Source organism: Roseiconus lacunae (assembly GCF_008312935.1).
In the GTDB taxonomy this organism is placed as follows: domain Bacteria; phylum Planctomycetota; class Planctomycetia; order Pirellulales; family Pirellulaceae; genus Stieleria; species Stieleria lacunae.
Genome location: NZ_VSZO01000001.1, coordinates 516,359 through 534,883 on the forward strand (window position 1 = coordinate 516,359; position 18,525 = coordinate 534,883).

11 protein-coding genes are annotated in these 18,525 nt (G+C 55.2%); 8 read left to right on the forward strand and 3 right to left on the reverse strand.

What is annotated here, in order from left to right; genetic code table 11:
- Positions 1–9 precede the first annotated feature (9 nt).
- The 3 genes from FYC48_RS01725 (at position 10) to FYC48_RS01735 (ending at position 5,899) form a co-directional block, all read left to right on the forward strand.
- On the forward strand, positions 10–723 hold the full coding sequence (locus FYC48_RS01725; RefSeq protein WP_149494972.1) for a hypothetical protein: 714 nt from the start codon (positions 10–12) through the stop codon (positions 721–723).
- Between the two features lie 361 nt (positions 724–1,084).
- Entirely contained in the window at positions 1,085–5,230 is a 4,146-nt protein-coding gene (locus tag FYC48_RS01730; RefSeq protein WP_149494973.1) for an SHD1 domain-containing protein, read from the forward strand.
- Between the two features lie 171 nt (positions 5,231–5,401).
- Positions 5,402–5,899 (forward strand): hypothetical protein, encoded by a 498-nt coding sequence (locus FYC48_RS01735; RefSeq protein WP_149494974.1) that lies wholly within the window; start codon positions 5,402–5,404, stop codon positions 5,897–5,899.
- A gap of 150 nt (positions 5,900–6,049) precedes the next feature.
- On the opposite strand, the gene FYC48_RS01740 is transcribed toward FYC48_RS01735, so the two are convergent.
- The 3 genes from FYC48_RS01740 to FYC48_RS01750 all read right to left on the reverse strand — a co-directional run bounded on the left by FYC48_RS01740 (position 6,050) and on the right by FYC48_RS01750 (position 9,938).
- Entirely contained in the window at positions 6,050–7,159 is a 1,110-nt protein-coding gene (locus tag FYC48_RS01740) for a glycosyltransferase (protein WP_149494975.1), read from the reverse strand.
- Between the two features lie 44 nt (positions 7,160–7,203).
- The gene (locus FYC48_RS01745; protein WP_230777735.1) at positions 7,204–8,385 is read right to left on the reverse strand and encodes an endonuclease/exonuclease/phosphatase family protein; all 1,182 of its coding nucleotides are present in this window, start codon (positions 8,383–8,385) and stop codon (positions 7,204–7,206) included.
- Positions 8,386–8,609: 224 nt separating this feature from the next.
- On the reverse strand, positions 8,610–9,938 hold the full coding sequence (locus tag FYC48_RS01750) for a replication-associated recombination protein A (RefSeq protein ID WP_149494976.1): 1,329 nt from the start codon (positions 9,936–9,938) through the stop codon (positions 8,610–8,612).
- Between the two features lie 43 nt (positions 9,939–9,981).
- Between FYC48_RS01750 and FYC48_RS01755 the strand changes: the two genes are divergently transcribed.
- The 5 genes from FYC48_RS01755 to FYC48_RS01775 all read left to right on the forward strand — a co-directional run bounded on the left by FYC48_RS01755 (position 9,982) and on the right by FYC48_RS01775 (position 18,513).
- Positions 9,982–10,467: a DUF1499 domain-containing protein gene (locus FYC48_RS01755; protein ID WP_160149273.1), complete on the forward strand. Its 486-nt coding sequence runs from the start codon at positions 9,982–9,984 to the stop codon at positions 10,465–10,467.
- Between the two features lie 224 nt (positions 10,468–10,691).
- The gene (locus FYC48_RS01760; RefSeq protein ID WP_160149274.1) at positions 10,692–14,273 is read left to right on the forward strand and encodes a PSD1 and planctomycete cytochrome C domain-containing protein; all 3,582 of its coding nucleotides are present in this window, start codon (positions 10,692–10,694) and stop codon (positions 14,271–14,273) included.
- 25 nt (positions 14,274–14,298) lie between these two features.
- Entirely contained in the window at positions 14,299–15,774 is a 1,476-nt protein-coding gene (locus FYC48_RS01765) for a DUF1501 domain-containing protein (RefSeq protein ID WP_149494979.1), read from the forward strand.
- The gene (locus tag FYC48_RS01770) at positions 15,771–17,297 is read left to right on the forward strand and encodes an APC family permease (protein ID WP_149494980.1); all 1,527 of its coding nucleotides are present in this window, start codon (positions 15,771–15,773) and stop codon (positions 17,295–17,297) included. The genes FYC48_RS01765 and FYC48_RS01770 overlap by 4 nt, the downstream gene beginning before the upstream one ends.
- Before the next feature lie 76 nt (positions 17,298–17,373).
- Positions 17,374–18,513: a helix-turn-helix domain-containing protein gene (locus tag FYC48_RS01775; RefSeq protein ID WP_149494981.1), complete on the forward strand. Its 1,140-nt coding sequence runs from the start codon at positions 17,374–17,376 to the stop codon at positions 18,511–18,513.
- Positions 18,514–18,525 lie beyond the last annotated feature (12 nt).

Here is an 18,525-nt window from a genome sequence, read left to right on the forward strand (position 1 = left end):
TTTCACATCATGATTCCTAGACTCATTTGGACCAGCATCGCGATCGCGGCAATGTTGTGCGGGCACATGCCCTGCCAAGCGGCAATCGTACTTAGTTTTTCGACAGACAGCGGCGCGTCGTTTACGAATGCCATCTCCACAACCGTCGGCGACTCGGTAGATGTCGAACTTTACCTACGTGAAACTGCTGGCGAGAACAGATTGTCCAACGATGGTTTGATCGGATTTGGAACACGAGCAATCATCGATCCATCGTTCATTACCATTCGCGACGTCACTTTCAACTCATTGTTATTTTCCGATTTCAGTGCTTCATCGGGAGTAAGAATTCCCAGCGAGTTTTCCATCGTCGGGGAAGCATTGATTGGGATCGATCCGAAAGGAAGCGAAATATTGCTCGGCGCGTTCACCGTCGATACGACCGCGAAGGGAACGAGTGAGATCCGTTTTGGCGACTTCGACCCTCGTCCCAATCGAGCGGATTTTGCCTTCAACGATGCGTTGTTCACGACGTTTGATAAAGAACTGTTCGCCATCGATCCGACCATCGACGCAGCCGATCGTTCGCGAACGCACGCGCTGACAATCACCGCCGTCCCCGAACCCTCGTCACTGAGTTTTCTAGCAATCCTACTCTTCGCCTTGACCACCCTTCGAAAAAGGGGTCAGGACTCTTTTCGCATCTGTGATCGCATTTTGAACAAGGCTTCCGGTGATTCGTGAACCTCGGAAATGAGAAACATCCCAATGGCGCTGGCCGCTGTTCCCGCACAATGACTGCGGCTGACATCCATCGGCTGAGCGATTGCATTCGTTTTAATTGCGACGAGCGACCAAGACGCCTTGACGCCCACATTCGGTGTCCATCAATAAACTCGTCTTCCGACCTTCATCTTTGGTCATGGCGACTGCTTATTTCTAGTCAACACACTTGGTGGATGAACGAACGCTGCGTCTACTCACGACTAAAAGAGTCCTGACCCCTTTTTAGTTTTATGGAAAATGGTGACCAAATGAGATAGGCTAGCGACTTGGTGTGACGCTGAGTTGTTTTCCCTTTCGATTGAATGCGAGGCCGGTCGAAATGCGTTTGTGGTTGATGTTCGCCTTGATGACGCTAGCCTTCAGTTTTCGATCGATCGCGGTGGGTCGCGAGTGGATCGACTTGACAGGGAAGCATCGCGTCGAAGCTGAACTCGTCGCCGTCCGCGGCCAAACGGTGATTTTGGAACGAGCCGACGGCCGGATTGTGAGCCTACCCATCGATCGGCTCAGTCGATCCGACCAAGCGTTCTTGCGAAAGAAGCAATCCGAGTTATCGCCAGAGAGTTCAGAGACCGACAGCGACGGCGGTCAAGCTGCGCCCCCCAAAGACGCGAGTTCTCCCTCCGCAGCGATGGCCGTGCTGAAAAAGTATTGCCATCGCTGTCATGGACTAAATCAGTCCGACGAAGGAGGTTTCGATTCAGTCCTGGATCGCGATCAGTTAGTCACGTCAGGAATGATCACCGCTCGCAATGAAGCGAAGTCACCTCTTTTCCAACGATTGATTTCCCAGGACTCACCAATGCCGCCGGAAGGAGAGCCGGCACCTAGTGAGCACGAAATCGCGGTCATCCGCAATTGGATTCGTGGCGGAGCGGCTCCGGTGGAAAGCAATCGCCCTTCGCGATTGACAACACATGAGATGGTTTTCAAGCAGATCGCGCTGGACGTACAAAAACTGGCGGCTGCTGATCGGTCCTTCGTTCGGTATTTCTCGATCGTTAATTTGGCGAACGCCGGAATGCCGAAAAAGGGGCAAGCGATTTACCGCTCGGCACTGGCGAAACTGATCAACAGCCTTTCATGGAATCGTCGCCTAGCCTCTCTCGATCCTGTCGATCGCGACGAGCACGTGTTTCGAATCGATCTTCGTGACCTTGGCTGGACCAGTAAAGATTGGGATGAAATTTTATCGTCTCACCCTCATGGCGTCGTCCCCGACGGCACCGATGCGGCCATGGTGCTCAAGGCGACCGAGACAGAGATGCCGATCGTACGAGCCGATTGGTTTCTGCACGTCGCCTCGCGGCCGCCGCTGTACCATTCACTCGCTCAGATCCCAAGTTCTGACAAACGGCTCGAAGAACTGCTTCGCGTCGACGTGCTGCAAAACATCAAGGACGGTCGCGTGGTCCGCGCGGGGTTTTCTCGATCGGGGGTGTCGCAAAACAATCGAATGATCGAGCGGCATGAGTCCGTTTTCGGGGCTTATTGGAAAAGCTATGACTTTGCGGGTAATACGGGACGCAAGAATCTGTTTCAAAATCCGCTTGGCCCCGGAGTATCTGCCGGCACGTTCGCCCACGATGGGGGCGAAATCATCTTTCAACTGCCCAACGGAATGCTTGGATTCATGTTGACCGATCACGTCGGTGGACGTATCGACCGCGGTCCGATCAATATTGTCAGCGACCCACGTCAAGGCGACAAAACCGTGATCAATGGCGTGTCTTGCATGTCATGCCATTTCGGTGGTTTCATTCAAAAGACAGATGAAGTTCGCCGCCAAGTACTCGCTAACCGGAACGTCTATCCCAAAGCCAATGAAATCCTGGCGCTCTATCAAGAGCCAGCGATGATGGCCCGATCGATGCAACAAGACACACGGCTGTACTTGGATGCTCTGGCAAGCGACGAAATTGGGATTCAAAATCCAACCCTGGCTGGTGAACCGATCCAGATGACTTCACGGCGCTACCAACGCGAAGTAAATTTGAACACGGCAGCAGCGGAACTTGGGATCGCAGCCCGGCAACTACAGCGTGAACTTGCCGGTATGAAAGACGAAAACCTGGCGCGGATCCTCGGCGCATTAAAGGTCCCCGGCGGTGTGGTCAAACGTGAAACTTTTGATCAAACGTATGCCGCGCTAGCCAGCGTACTGGGCATCGGAAAACTTACAGGAACCGCAAGCCGAATTGCCGCCATCGTGCGACCGTCGGCACGTCGCGAGGGTAACCGCCCCGGAGTGGCCGGTGAATGGGCGTTCGCATTCAATCGCGGTAAACAACATCTCGATGCGAAGGAATGGAACCAAGCGCAGGAGCAACTCGAACTCGCCGCATCACTCGCCCCTGATGCGGCCCTTCGAGCGACCATTTTCCAAATGTTGGTTCAGATTTATGAACGTGGGGAGTCTTTCGACGACCTGCTGGAAGCTCATCTTGCGATCATCGACGCTCAGTCAAATCCGACAAACATTGAGTTTTCGATTTCGAATCTTTTCCGATCGGCGAAGGCGTTTGCAGATCGATCGCCAGTCAGTCAGCATGCTTGGCAGGAAAAGATGGTTTACAAATTGCAGGTCACTCTCCCAGAGTCGATTAGCAATCAGATCGATGCCAAACTACAAAATCGCTTGTCGCGCAATGAGTCCGATGCGATCGCCTTACGAGCATTGAAGTTTCTCGTCGACCGGATCCATGAAGATCCTGATCGAAAGCTAGAGGTCTTTGCGAAGCTGTACGAGTTAAGTGGTGACGCTCTGGACGCGACGGAAAAACTTGCGTTGGCACAACTGCAAATCGATCGTGGCGATGCTCGCCAAGGCGCCCTGCTGCTCGGTGATCTGGCGACTTCGAAACCACCTGAAGAACGATTGCGTTTACGGTTGATCGAGGCGAAAGCGTGGACGAAAGTCAGCGATGCAGAGAAGGCGAAGCAAACCTTACTGCGTGCCAAACGCGAGGTCGAAGGGACCTCTACCAAAGTCAGCTTACATTATTTGATCGAGTTGTCGGAGCAGTTTGCGCAGCTCCCCGATCGCGATTCAGCGATCGCAGTTTTGACCACCGCATTGAAAAACGAAAAAACGCCTCATCAAATTCGAGACCTTCAAAATCGGATCGAGCGACTCTCTGCGATCGGCACACCGATCGATCCCGTCGCGACCTTGCCAAACAGCCTCGGCGATACCAATGCTACGACGCCAACGATGCCCATTGTGGAAGACGGCAACTTGGCAAACCTCGACTCGGCTGGCGGCCAGGCGAAACCGATGGCACCGAACGAAGTCACTGGGACCACCGCCTTACCTGCGCAAACGCAGGCCCTGCTGGACCCTAATCGTGCGCTGCGTGCCGAAGCTGAACAGCATGAAAAATTGGCACGGAACAGTCCATCGATTCGCTTTTCATCCATGTCCAAGGCGGCTCAGGCCTGGATTCAAGCAGGTGAGATCGAGCGAGCGAAAAAAGCAATCGAGTCTGCGGTGACCGGCTTGCGTTCGAAAACGAGCAGCGGAAAACATCGCGATCACGAGACGCTTTCGGACTTGTACGAACAGGTCGAAATGAAACTCGATGCGTTGACACAGCTCCAACATGCCTTGCGGGTTGTCGACAGCGAACACGACGTCGAAAAATTGCAGAACAAGGCGTCCGCACTTCTCACCGCCATCGGCACGTTGGACTCACAGCAGCAGCAGGAACTCCAGCCATTACTTGATCCATCGTATCGCTACCGCATCGCGGCAAAGCTATACGAGACACGATCCTCGAGCACACCGCACATTACGGCAATGAACCTGACGCGCGCCGCGGGAAAATGGCTAGAAGCCGACGCTGTCGATGAAGTCGAACGGGTCGGCAAAGAGATCGAAACGGCGATCGCAAAGATCCCCACCGCCGCCCGGTATGGACCGCACGAGCAACTGTACGCAAAAATCGCGAGCGTCTACGAAGCGGCCGGTCTCAATGAATCCGCCGTCCGCTGCTATGCGCATGCCGTCGAACATGCTACCCAAGACCGCCAGGCTCAACGTTACCACCAGTCAGCAAGCGTCTTGGCCGAGAAAAACAATCTGACGCTACCAACGTTTGACCCTGAAGTCGCCAAAAAACTTGACCCGCTGAATGAACATCGCGTCAAAGCTCAAGAGCAGGAAGATAAAGCTAAGGAAAACCAATCGTCCATCGCCTATACCTATTGGCAACGGGCGGCGGAAAGTTGGCTGAAGGCGGAAGAACATGAACGAGCAATCGCCGCCTATCGACATGTCGTCGATCATTACAAACAAAAGGATCGTTCGAGCGAGTATGACTTCACGCGCATCGCAGAGTTCTACCTCAAGCTCGGTGAAAAACGACTCGCAATCGAAGCGTACCAAACTGCGCTGAGAAAAACACGAAGCGACTATAGCAAGAAACGAATCATCGAAGCGATCAACGCAGCGAAAAAGGACTAGCAGTTCCGTCTAGACCAGAGTGCAGTTTCGACTCATGATCCGACTGGCGATTACACCGGCGATCGCACCGAAACCGTGGATGACGCCAAACGACCAAGCCCCATCTCAAAGGTTGACGAAACACTAACAGTTCCCGGTCACGAAACGGCCATCACCTCAACGGACGCGACCATGAAACTACAATTTTCATTGAAAGATGTGCTGGGGGTCACACTCATCGCGGCGATTTCGATTGCCCTCATGATCAACGAACAACGTCACCGCCATCAAATAGACCAGCTGCGCAACAGTTTAAGCCAACGCAGGTCGATACTACGGACGGTCGAATATGGTGCCGCAACTCTATCGCTCTTAAGTCTGAATCCAGTGATTTGGGAGGATCGCCGATGCGCTCGTTTCCTCAAACACGAACTGGCACTGTCATTGATTGACCATTGGCAAAACCAAGCAATGATTGATCAAGTTGCCGAAACGCCGGGATACTCGATCGAGTTCGCTGCCGAAGCGCTCACTTATCTCGAATGCCAAGACGCAAACGAATTTAAGCGACTCGCCCGAGGAGAACTGAGCATCTATCCATGCGATGCGATTTCCTTCGCCGTGAGTGACCTCACGGCTTCCGAATTCGACTCGTTCGATCAGTTCCTGTGTACCGCGATCAACCGCTAGCTAGTCAAACAACAATGGTGTATCCGGAATTCCAACAATTCAATACGCCAAGACTATCGGTTGGTGACGGAATCGGCATGCCAACGATTCGTAGAATCGAGCGACAAAGTCGCTTAACTTTCCAACTACCAAAATTTGATCGCGAACTAATTATCTTGGATCAAGCAGAGACTCGATTTTCGCAAGTATAACTTCCAATCGATGATGCCGTTCGATCAGGTCCAGCGCGCTGTGCCGGTGCTGTTGGGCGCGATCCGGATGACGTGAGAATTCAAGGATGGCTTCCCCAAGTGACTTTGGATTGGCGACCTCGGCCCAAAACGCGGTGGGCTGGTCACGCTGAAGTTCGACCGTACCGCCGGAACGCGTAGCGATCACTGGCGTCCCCACTGCCATCGCTTCGAGAACGACGTTGGGCATGCCTTCAAAACGTGATGGCAGGATCAACGCATCGGCGGCACAGATCTCGTTCATTGCGTCATTCTTTTTGCCTAGGAATTTGCAAACCGCATCAAGTTGCAAAGCATGTGATTGTTGTTCCAGTTCGAATCGCAGCGGGCCATCGCCCACCAGACGCAGTTCCGGCGGTGGCTTTGTCGCCGGCCAAGATTTAACGGCGTGTGCCATCGCATCGATCAAATCGGCATGCCCCTTTTCGGCCGTCATTCGCCCGACGCACAGCAAGCGAGTTTGCTGGCGTAATGCCGTTTCGTTGGCAGCTTGCGGTGAATCATTCCAGTCGACCGACACTGGATTTGGGATCACAACAACGCTACCGGAAGGCAGGCCATAAAACCGTTCTGCAGATTCGGCGGCTTGCTTGCTGACTGCGACAACGACATCTGATCCACGGTAGGCTTTGGCCAAGCGTTTGCGTTTAAGCCATACAAATCGATGCTCGACAAAAGGAACGGCCAAATGCGGAGGACTGACAATCGTTGAAACACGTCGCACCCCAACGGCGGCCGGACCGGCAAGCATCGTCATGTGAAACGTTCGATCGTAGACCACATCGATCTGATGTTGCTCAATCACCGAGCGGACGAACGAGATTTGTTGACGTAGCCGTCGTCCCGGAAAGTACATTCCGTTTGCCACCTTGGGATCGACGTGGATGGTTACATCCACGGGAACATGGTCAAGGAACGCCCCGGCAGCTTCGGAAAGGTACAAGTGCACGTCAAACCGATCGCGACAGAGGTGCTGGGCAAGCAATAACACTTGACGTTCGCTGCCGCCGCCGCGCATCGAGCTGATCATCAGCAAGACACGTTTTCGAACATTGGAAAGATCCCGCGATTCAATCAAGGCAGTTGAACCTCGATCCAAACTAAACGATGATCGCTCGCTCGAATCCATTTCTCGCGAGGGTCATCATCTCCCGGCCAAAAGACCCCGCTGCCGACCACGTTTAAATGAACACTGGGTAGCACATAGTCGACTCGCATCAAATTTCGCCCCCAATCGGCAGTCTTCGTAGCGAGGTCGCCGCGCCCACGATAACGCGAGCGGCGAGTGGAAATCGCTTCCTCGGTCGCCTTCGGTTCGACATCGTTGACACGCGGGTGGCTGATCAGTTGCCGGATTGCTTCACGGCGACTATTACCATCGACCGGGTCGGCATTTAGATCGCCCATCACGACGAATGGCTCGGTCGACGACAATCCGCCGACGTTCCCAAGGTCGTCCACGATCCAAGTCGAGTCGGCATCCTGAGATTTGGCATCGATGTAATGGACCCAGAACATCACTTCGTCATGATTGCGTGCACCGTTGCGGTCTTCTGGGCCGTCAAAGACCGGAGGCGTAGGATGACTTGCTAACACATGAATGGTCTGCTTTCCGACCTGCACAGGCACATCCAAGTGGTTTTTGCTGCTCAGGCGAAGTTGACGCCATGTCGAATCGCGGTAATAGCTAGCACCTTCGCTGCTGGGCCGAATCGCTCCGGGCATCGCACTCCACTTCAAGGTTTGGAAAGTGCGTCGTTGATCATCCTGAATCGGGAATCGGCTATAGATCGTCATCGCGTATTGGCCGGGGTAAATCCCATAACCAAACGCGTCATTGGCGGTTTGCAGCTGCCCGTCCTTGTTCAAGTCGAGCGAGGAATCAACCCCCGTGTTGCTGGGCGCGGAATACACGTAAGGATAGTCAATGCCACGAAGTGTTTCGTTGTCGGCGACACTTTGCCCGACGGCGAAATAGTTCTTCGCCAGCAGCGTCGCGACTTGAGCATCTTTGTCGTAGTCGAGTTCGTTAACCAATAAAATGTCGGGACGAACCGTCTGAACGACTCGAGCGATATCTTTCGCTTGCGTGTCATCCGCCGAAGACAACCGCTGCCGAATCTCCGCAGCTTCTTTTCCATAAAGCGAAACGTTGTATGTCGCGATACGAATCCGTTGTGGAGCGTCTTGCTGGGACAGCGCGGTTGAAAACGAAAGGCCGGTCATCAGAGCACAAGCGAGCAATCGGAGGATCATGGTGATCGGAGTTTAAATGGAAGTTCGGTTGGTTTCGCAAAATGCGCCGTCAAACGAGTGCTGCGTTCAAATTCAGTTTACGATTCACATTTGTGCGAATTGTGCTGTGAGAAAGACCGTGCACGTCATTCTTCGATGGGCATCTCAGTCGCATCGTTTCTCGAGCAACAGTTCGTTCCCAAAACGCGAAGCATCTGCATTGCCGATGCGGAGTGATAGCCTAATCAAGCGTCGCCGCTAAGCCGTTTTCGGATCCACTCTTTTCGCTTTTGCAAGTCCCGTTCAAACCCGCGTTCGACCGGCTCATAGTATGTTCGGCTGGTTCCGAGGTAGTCTTGTGCGGCAATCCCATCAGGGCACTCATGACTATAAATGTACCCGTCGCCGCGTCCCTGCTTTGCCGCCGACGTTGAGTGCGAATCCATCAAGTGCTGCGGTACGGCAATCAGTTTGTTGTCGCGGACATCGCGACGAGCTCGATTGATTGCCACCGTTGACGCATTGCTTTTCGGGGCGAGCGACAAATACGAGACCGTTTGTGACAACATCAGTTGGCTTTCGGGAAGCCCGACAAACTCACAACCCTGCATGCAGGAAACGGCCAATGGCAGTGCATGCGGGTCGGCATTGCCGATATCTTCGCTGGCCAGGATAACCAACCGACGACATAGAAAACGAATGTCTTCGCCGCCTTCAAGCATTCGCGCCAACCAATACAGTGCCGCATCGGCATCGCTACCACGAATACTTTTGATCATTGCACTGATCAGGTCATAGTGATCATCCCCGGTTCCATCGTACCCGGCGACTCGCTTACCGATTGATTCGGCGGCCGAATCTTCGGTGACCACTGGCGGGGTATCAGGGCTACTGGCGACCGCAATTTCCAAGGACGTCAGGGCTCGCCGTGCGTCGCCTTCGCAAACATCGGCAAGCAAACGAATCGCGTCGTCGCTGATTGCTGGTTGCATGCGGGCGAGACCGCGAGTGCGATCACCGATCGCCCGTCGCAAGACAACTTCGATCTCTTCGGCATCCAAGGTTTGTAGCAAAAACACATGACTGCGGCTGATCAATGCCCCGTTGACCGCAAAGTACGGATTGCTGGTCGTCGCACCGATCAACGACACGATTCCCTCTTCGACGTCGGGTAGCAATGCGTCTTGTTGACTTTTGCTGAAACGATGAATCTCGTCGATGAACAAGACCGGCGCCGGTTCACCGCTGGCGACCAAGTCTTTCGCCCACGCCAAGGCTTCGCGGACGTCTTTCACCCCACCGGTAACGGCACTCAGTGGCCGAAACCGGCTGCCGGTTTCCGATGCCAAAAGATTTGCCAAAGTGGTTTTCCCGGTCCCCGGCGGCCCGGACAAGATGATCGACCCCAGCTTGCCGGCATCGACCATTCGCCGCAACAGTTTCCCAGGCCCTAGGATATGTTGCTGCCCGACGTATTCTTGCAACGTCTTTGGTCGCATTCGCGCGGCCAGCGGTTTAGCAGAATCCAGATGTGTTGACTCTTCGGCTTCGAATAGGGACGGAGTGTCTGACATGTCGATGAATGAATCCCGTTTCGAAGTACCACGGTAAATGAAGATGATCGGATGGATCGCGTTGGCAATCACCGCAACCATTTTGGCGGCGATCGCCTGGCGTGTCGATGATTGGAGTCGCGACTGGACCGAAAACACGGCCCAATTAAGCGACGACGCAAGCCAACCCGAACTTCGCCCGGTGCGATGGGATGGATCGGCCGAACAGGCGGAGTCGAGAATTTGTTCATGGGTGGAAACCAAACGCAACTGGCAAGTGATCGGGCCCCAAGATCAAGACGCAATCCCCGATTCCCAGCCGACGTCCGACGACCAGCAATCCGAGAAAAATCGGACGCTGCATCTGACCCGTAGCACATCCGTATTTCGCTTCGTCGACGATCTGTTTGTAACAATCATTCCGAATCCCAATGGCAACGGCTGCCGAATCGAAGCGACCAGCGAATCGCGATTAGGGAAAGGCGATCTCGGGCAAAACCCGCGGAACCTGATCGAACTAACGAAGGGAATCACGCCCCCTCTCAAGTAAGTGCGTCCGCGTTTTTGCCATGTCAGACACAGTCGTGGCAATCCGCTAATAAATGGCGGCGGATTCATCACAACTGTCCAAATGCCACACGGAAGAGTCGTTCAATCATGCCGCTGGCGCCGAAACATTAGGCGACGCCTGGGAGGTGATCAGCTAAAATAGAACGAGCGGCCCACGCTCCCACCCCCGCCAGCCTACCCAACATGCACCACCGATTGATGCCCATGCGTCTCATCGCGGCTTGTGACTTGATCGTTGCCTTCGTCATTGCGACGCTCGCGAATCAGCCCCCACTCGCCGCCGCGACCAGTGGCCCCGACAAAAAAGACGTTGAGCGTTCTTCCGAGCCGCTTGATTTTGGCCGCGATGTTCGGCCGATTCTGTCGGACCATTGTTTCGCGTGCCACGGCCCAGACGAACACGATCGCCGCGGCGGATTGCGGCTCGATCAAGCCGACGGCGTTGACTCGGTGATCGAAGCCGGACATCCGGAAGAGAGCGAGTTGGTACGTCGACTGTACAGCGAAGACGAATTAATGCCGCCACAAGAATACGGTAAGCCTTTGTCCAAGGAGCAAAAGGCGATCCTAGAACGCTGGGTCAGCGAAGGTGGCGAATTCCAAGGGCACTGGGCATTTCAAGCCCCCACCAAAGCCGCGGTCCCGACTGGAACAGAGAATGCCATTGACCATTTCATCGAATCGCGAATCACCAAAGCCGGTTTAAAGGCAAACGGCATGGCGTCTTCGGAGGCGTTGCTTCGGCGGGTCACACTCGGCCTGACCGGCCTGCCGCCAAGCCGTGAACAAATTGAACGTGTCCGTCGTGGAGAGTTTGATTACGAACGACTGGTCGATGAACTCCTTGCGTCACCTGCCTTCGGCCAACACTTCGGACGCTACTGGTTGGATCTGGTTCGCTACGCCGACACGCACGGCTTGCACCTCGACAATTATCGCGAGATGTGGCCCTACCGTGATTGGGTGATCGATGCGATCAACAAGAATTTGCCATACGACCAATTCATCACCGAACAACTCGCGGGCGATTTACTACCCGATGCGACACTCTCACAGCAGATCGCCAGTGGATTCAATCGTTTGAACGTAACGACCAACGAAGGCGGCTCAATTTACGAAGAAGTTTTCGCCCGCAATGTGATCGACCGTACCGACTCGTTCGGAACAATCTTCTTAGGCCTGACAACACAATGCGCAGTTTGCCACGACCATAAGTTCGACCCGATCACGCAAAAAGATTATTACTCGTTGAGCGCGTTTTTCAACAGTTTGGACGGGCGAGCGATGGATGGGAACAAGAAAGATCACCCTCCAGTCGTTCAGGTCCCCAGCGAACAGCAACTGGCCCAGTTAGCCGATTTTGATCGACAAATTGAGGAACTAGAACGGGAAATGGAAGGGGAGATCGAAACCGTCGATCAAGCCCAACGACAATGGGAACTCTCGCTGCAAGACTCTCCCGAGCAAGCATCCGAAACGGGGTTGCAACGGCTGATTCCTAAACAAGCGAATGCGAAAGACGGCGGCGAACTGAAGGTCGATGACGCCGGAGTTGTCTATTCCGATCAACCCGCGAAAAACAAGAATACACTTTGGGTCGAAATCCCCATCGCGAACCTCTCTACGGAACAAGCCTGGCAAACAGTGGTGATGGATGTGTTGCCAGACCCCAAGACGAATCGCGCCGGGGTATCCGCCAACGGCAATGCCGTCCTAACCGAGTTCACCGTCGAGGCGTTCTTGGAAAACGAATGGCAACCGATCGCGATCAATGATGCCATCGCAGATATCGAACAGCAAGGCGGTGATTTCAAAGTCACCAATGCGATCGATGGGCGTCGGGACGGAGCCGGCTGGGCGATCGGTGGTCACCAAACCGCGGGCGGCAGAAGCGTTCAATTCGGGCTTCCCGACCTGCAGTCGACGCTGAAACTTGGCCCGAGCAAACTTCGGTTTACCTTGGATTTTCGCTCGGTCTACACGGCCCATCAATTCTATGCGATGAAATTCAGCCTGACCGATCAAGCCCCGCAGGTCAGCCGCGACGACTGGATCACGCTGGGACCAATTTATAGCGCCGGCCCATTTGCAGTGGAAAGCTCGGCACCGGGTTATTCGCGTGTGTTCGTGTCTGAACAACGAAAGTTCGACCCGGAAGAAACGTTCAAGTATCGCGATCAAGAAGTGAAATGGACCGCCCGTCCGGATTGGTCCCCCGTCGCGGTTCACACGTTGCCAATCAACGATGATTCTGTCGCGGTCAATGTGCTGTACCAAAAGCTGACGTCGCCAAAGGAACAAACCATCGACCTATTGCTTGGTAGCAGTGATGGGCACGTCGTCTATCTGAACAACCGTCGCTTGCAGATCACAAAGGCGGTCGGACCGATCAATCCACTCTCACAGACGTACGCGTTGGAGCTTCGCAAAGGCGTCAACGATCTGTACATCAAGACGGTATCGGAATCGCGTCCTGCCCAAGTTGCGTTCGCATATCGATCGCCCGCGATACCGGTGCCGAAGCAATTCGCCGATGTTGTCTCGCAAGATGCCAGTGAGCGTAGTGACGCCGAGAACCAATCGATTCGTACGTACTATCGCAAAGTCGTATGCGAGCATCCCGATTGGACGGCGTTGCAAGACATGGTGCGTGGCTTGGAAAAAGCCAAGGAAAACGTCCGCAATGAAATCCCGACGACGTTGGTTTGGAAAGAACTAGACAAACCACGCGACGCCCATATTTTAGTTCGCGGCCAATACGATCAACCTGGGGAACAAGTCACTCGCGACGTTCCTCAGTTCTTGCCATCAATGGAAGAAGGCCTTCCGCGGGACCGACTCGGTCTGGCCAAGTGGCTGACCGCACCGGGGCATCCGTTGACTGCTCGCGTCACCGTCAACCGCGTTTGGCAATGGCTCTTTGGATCGGGCTTGGTCAAGTCGAGCGAAGACTTCGGCAGTCAGGGAAATCCGCCGAGCCATCCTGAATTGCTCGATTGGTTGGCCGTCGACTTCCAAGAGAATGGCTGGGACATGAAGCGGCTGATCAAACAGATGGTTACCAGTAAGACCTATCGGCGTGACGCGACGGTGATGGCAGAGCAGCTATCGGTTGATCCAGGCAACCGGTTGTTCGCCCGCGGGCCTCGATTCAGACTCGACGCCGAAGTTCTTCGTGATCAAGCGTTATCGCTGGCCGGGCTACTCAACGAGCAACCGACCGGACCGAGCGTCAAACCACCTCAGCCGTCGGGGTTGTGGTACGCCGTCGGTTACACCCGCAGTAACACCGCGAACTTCAAGGCTGACACAGAACCGGAAAAACGTTTGCGACGCAGCGTGTACATTTTTTGGAAACGGACTAGCCCGCCGCCGCAGATGTCAACCTTTGACGCGCCCAGCCGCGAGTCCTGCATCGCGCGACGCGAACGCACCAACACGCCGCTACAAGCATTGGTGCTGATGAACGAGAACCAATACCTCAAGGCGGCCAAGCACTTGTCCCAACGAACGTTCCGCACCCAACGAGAAGCGGACGACGCATCGCGTTTGACATGGATGTTCGAAACGGTCACCGCGAGACCGCCGAGTGATCACGAAGCGAAAGAACTGATGAGTCTACTTTCGAATCTCCGCTCGTATTACCGCGAAGACGTCGACGCGGCGTCAGAATTACTTTCCGTGGTCGACGAGACGTTACTCGACGAGACCACTGCCGATGAGCAAGCGGCGTGGATGATGGTGGCGAGCACGCTGCTAAACTTGGACGAAACAGTCAACAACTAAGCGAACCGCAGCAAAAAAACGAGCGATGAATTTAGATCAACAACAACGACTAGCGATGACGCGGCGTTCCCTATTTTCGCGATCCGCCGCAGGCCTTGGTGTTGCCGCGCTCTCGTCACTTGACGCCCGGCTTGCCAACGCTTCGCCGAAAAACAGCATCACGCCACATCCGACACCGGGCGGATTGCCGAACTTGCCGCACCACGCCCCAAAGGCTAAGCGAGCGATTTATCTGTTCATGTCAGGTGCTCCGAGCCAAATGGACATGTGGGACCATAAGCCCGCGATGGCCGAGTGGTTTGATAAAGACCTGCCTGAATCGATCCGAATGGGCCAACGTTTGACCACCATGACCAGTGGGCAATCACGATTCCCGATCGCTCCAAGCATCTACAAGTTTGCCCCTCACGGTGACAACGGAACCCTTGTCAGCGAACTCTTGCCGGAGACCGCCAAGCAAGTTGACAACCTTGCGCTGATACGATCGATGCATACCGAGGCGATCAATCACGACCCGGCGATCACGTATATCTGCACTGGCGATCAATTGCCCGGTAAGGCAAGTCTTGGGTCATGGTTGAACTACGGTCTGGGAACCGAAAACGAGAACCTTCCCGCGTTCTTGGTCATGACCGCGTCGTGGACGGGACGCAAGGAAGCCCAAGCGCTCTACAACCGGTTGTGGGGCAGCGGGTTCTTGCCCAGTAAGTACCAAGGCGTTGCACTTCGCAGCAGTGGTGACCCAGTGCTGTACCTGTCCGACCCGAAAGGTGTCAGCCCAGGCGTCCGGCGGCAAATGCTCGACTCGCTTTCTCGATTGAATCAAATGACCGCCGATTCGATCGGTGATCCTGAAACACAGGCACGAATCGCGCAGTACGAAATGGCCTTTCGGATGCAAACCAGCGTTCCAGATTTGGCCGACATTAGCGACGAGCCCCAGTACATCCTGGACCTCTATGGCCCCGACGTGACGACCCCAGGAACATTCGCGCACTGCTGCTTGATGTCGCGGCGGATGGCCGAACGTGGCGTGCGTTTTACCCAGATCTTTCATCGTGGCTGGGACCAGCATGGCAACCTCCCTAAAGACCTTCCAAATCAGTGCCGTGATATCGATCGCCCAAGTTCGGCGCTGCTGACGGACCTGCGGCAACGCGGCATGCTGGATGACACGCTAGTCGTCTGGGGGGGCGAATTCGGGCGAACGATTTATTGCCAAGGCAAACTGACCCAGAAAACCTATGGCCGTGACCATCACCCCAAGTGCTTCACCGTCTGGCTAGCCGGCGGCGGCGTCCAAGGTGGTGTTGTCCACGGAGAGACGGATGAGTTCAGCTACAACATCACCAAAGATCCGGTTCACATCCGTGACTTGAATGCCACGATTTTGCATTTGATGGGCATCGATGCGAATCGATTCACCTTCGCTTTCAAAGGGCTCGATCAGCGACTAACGGGCGTCGAAGGCGGGCAAGTGGTAAACGAGATCCTGGCGTGAGCGAAAGCGTTAACAATCCTTTCGAAGCATCGCATGTAGACCAACCGAGGGACGACGTCACCGGAACCGTCACACCAACCCTAGGCCCCTTCTCGGCCGGGGCAATTGTCGCGGCCAGCATGATCGGTGCGGGGGTGTACACGACGAGCGGATGGACACTCGCTGACCTGGGGTCACCTACCCAAGTCGTTTTGGCATGGGCCATCGGCGGTGCGATCGCGATTTGTGGCGCAATTTGTTACGGCGGACTCGCACAACGTTTTACCGAATCGGGTGGCGAGTATTTGTTCTTGGCCCGCGCCGTGCATCCGTCTGCCGGAATGATGGCTGGATGGGTATCGTTGCTGGCAGGGTTCGCCGGTGCGATGGCCTTCGCCGCCAGCACGTTCGAATCGTACCTTCGAGAAACCGGCTGGCCGGCGCTAGAGAGACTCCCCGAACGCTGCATCGCGATTGGCCTGGTTTTAATCGCCGCCAGCGTCCATAGCGTTGGACTGCATCCGGGGACGCGAGTCCAAAATGCCGTCGTCGTGATGAAGTTCATGATGATCGGCCTATTCATCATGCTCGCCTTGGCCAACCTGCCGAACTGGGAAGGCTTTACGGGCCACGCCGGCTCTGGCAATCAAGCAAACAGTGCAACCCCAGGCGGAAGTATCGCGACGGTCGACACCAGCCACGATCGAATCGATGAAGCCCCGGAGGCGCCATCACCATTTGCGTCAATATTGGCATTCGCAAACGCGTTGACCTGGATTTCGCTCAGCTACAGCGGATTCAACGCGGCCGTTTATATGACTGGCGAGATAAAAAATCCTCGCCGAAATGTCCCCCGAGCGATGTTGTATGCGACGCTGATTGTGACCGTCATTTATGTCGCGCTGAATGCAATCTTTGTGTTCGCACCGGCAGCCGCACGGGTGACAGCCCAGCCGAATGTCGCGACAGCCGCTGCGGCGGCCATCGGAGAGCAGCTGACGGCAAGCGGCAGTGGAATCGGCCGTTACATTAGCCCTTTGGTGCGAATCGCAATCCTTACCGGATTAGCCACATCGGTGCTTGCGCTAACCCAGACCGGACCACGCGTTTATCAAAAGATGGCCTCCGACGGGTTACTACCATCGTTCCTTCGCGGTCATTTGGGCGACCGCCATGACGGGGTTGGCTTGAACCTCCGTCCGGCGATACTCACCCAGGCGGTGTTGGGATGCCTCGTGATCGGCATTGCAACGCTTCGCCAGCAATTAGACTACCTAGGACTCACACTCTCGGTGTGTGCGGCACTTTGTGGGGCATTGGTCTTCGTCGTTCATCGGCAAGACGCCCCGGTGCTTCCACGATGGGCTTTTCCTTGGGTCCCGGTCGTCTACGTGTTCGGCACCTTGATGATTGCTACACTGACGGCTGTACGGGTACCCGTGCAGGGCACTGTAGGACTAGGCACACTCTCGTTAGGCGTGATTGCATACTGGCTGTCACGCTTGTTGTGGGGTAGTCGGGCGTCGGGGGATCGACGAAACTGACGTTGCTGTGCGTAGATCGAGGCGGACCTCGCGCGGCTTGCTAATCACGAGAGCCTTTTTCGAAACAGATTTGCACATGAGATACGCATTTCGGCTAGCTGAGCTGCTGGGCCACACCCCTGACCGTCGCAAACGTCCGGGAACGATTAAATCGATCGTCGAACACACCGGACTGGATCGCCATCAGGTTGCTTCGCTTTTGAAAAACGAAGCCAAATACATTCCACTCGATGCGTTGTCACGCCTGTGCGATTACTTGATCGATCAAGGTCACGCGACCGCCGAACAATTGCCCGGTGCCTTGTTCGCGGTCAACCCCGAGAACTTTTGGGAGCTGATCGCCCGTCGCAATGAAATCGAGATCATCGTTGGCGTTCGTGCGACCGACGCCAACGCGACCCCCGAAGGCGCCTCGGTTGTCGCTAGCGATTCGGTTCTGGTCGGTGAAGTCCTGAGTGGTGTTTCGACTCTCGGCGGAGTTGCCAAGCACAAGGAAACCGAGCCTGGCGAAGAAAAACGCGAAGTCCCGATGCCGGATCGATTCCAACAAACCCTGGTTTGGAGCCCCGGCCAAGTCGAACCACAAGATGTTCGCCGTCGTGCCGAAGAAGTGTTCGACGGATTTGTTGATGCCACCGGCGATCGCGGCATGATTTGCGTCGGCAGTATCAAAAGTAATCCGGTGGTCGAGCTGCTATTCTCGGACGTGTTTGGATTCACACCGTTTGTGACCGAAGACGACGTCGACGATGTCCAGGCTCGCTCGTGCCCGTTCTTCTTGCGTTATCGCGATACCGACCCAAAGCCGGACAGCGCTTCGGCGGGAACCCGGTTGAGCAAGAACGAAGACGCCCCCGAACCAGGGTTCTATTACGAAAAAGACGACGGAACCTGGGAATTCGCTGGCGGTAAAAACAAAGACACCGCAATGGTGTTCTACATTTACCGAGAAGCCCTCGGGCGCCTCGATATGGTGCTCAGCGGTTTCTCCGGTCGCGCCACCCGTTTGTTGGCAAAGACCCTTGCCATTCGCGGTGAAGAATTTTGGCCGCCGGTCTACGAAAGAGGCGGTGACATCATCGGCGCCTATTTGGTGACGTACGAACAACCCGAAGACACGCAAGGTCGTGACGACGCGTTGTTCAATCCCAGCGGGCCGGCCGAAATCATGCCGCTACCGACCGAAGCGATCGCGCGACGAATGGCTCGCCGATAACGCCTCCGCCAC

Bases quoted from the DNA above. Each gene is read 5' to 3' on its own strand.
- FYC48_RS01725 (WP_149494972.1), top strand. From the start codon at position 10: ATGATTCCTAGACTCATTTGGACCAGCATCGCGATCGCGGCAATGTTG.
- FYC48_RS01730 (WP_149494973.1), top strand. From the start codon at position 1,085: ATGCGTTTGTGGTTGATGTTCGCCTTGATGACGCTAGCCTTCAGTTTT.
- FYC48_RS01735 (WP_149494974.1), top strand. From the start codon at position 5,402: ATGAAACTACAATTTTCATTGAAAGATGTGCTGGGGGTCACACTCATC.
- FYC48_RS01740 (WP_149494975.1), bottom strand. From the start codon at position 7,159: ATGATCAGCTCGATGCGCGGCGGCGGCAGCGAACGTCAAGTGTTATTG.
- FYC48_RS01745 (WP_230777735.1), bottom strand. From the start codon at position 8,385: ATGATCCTCCGATTGCTCGCTTGTGCTCTGATGACCGGCCTTTCGTTT.
- FYC48_RS01750 (WP_149494976.1), bottom strand. From the start codon at position 9,938: ATGTCAGACACTCCGTCCCTATTCGAAGCCGAAGAGTCAACACATCTG.
- FYC48_RS01755 (WP_160149273.1), top strand. From the start codon at position 9,982: ATGATCGGATGGATCGCGTTGGCAATCACCGCAACCATTTTGGCGGCG.
- FYC48_RS01760 (WP_160149274.1), top strand. From the start codon at position 10,692: ATGCGTCTCATCGCGGCTTGTGACTTGATCGTTGCCTTCGTCATTGCG.
- FYC48_RS01765 (WP_149494979.1), top strand. From the start codon at position 14,299: ATGAATTTAGATCAACAACAACGACTAGCGATGACGCGGCGTTCCCTA.
- FYC48_RS01775 (WP_149494981.1), top strand. From the start codon at position 17,374: ATGAGATACGCATTTCGGCTAGCTGAGCTGCTGGGCCACACCCCTGAC.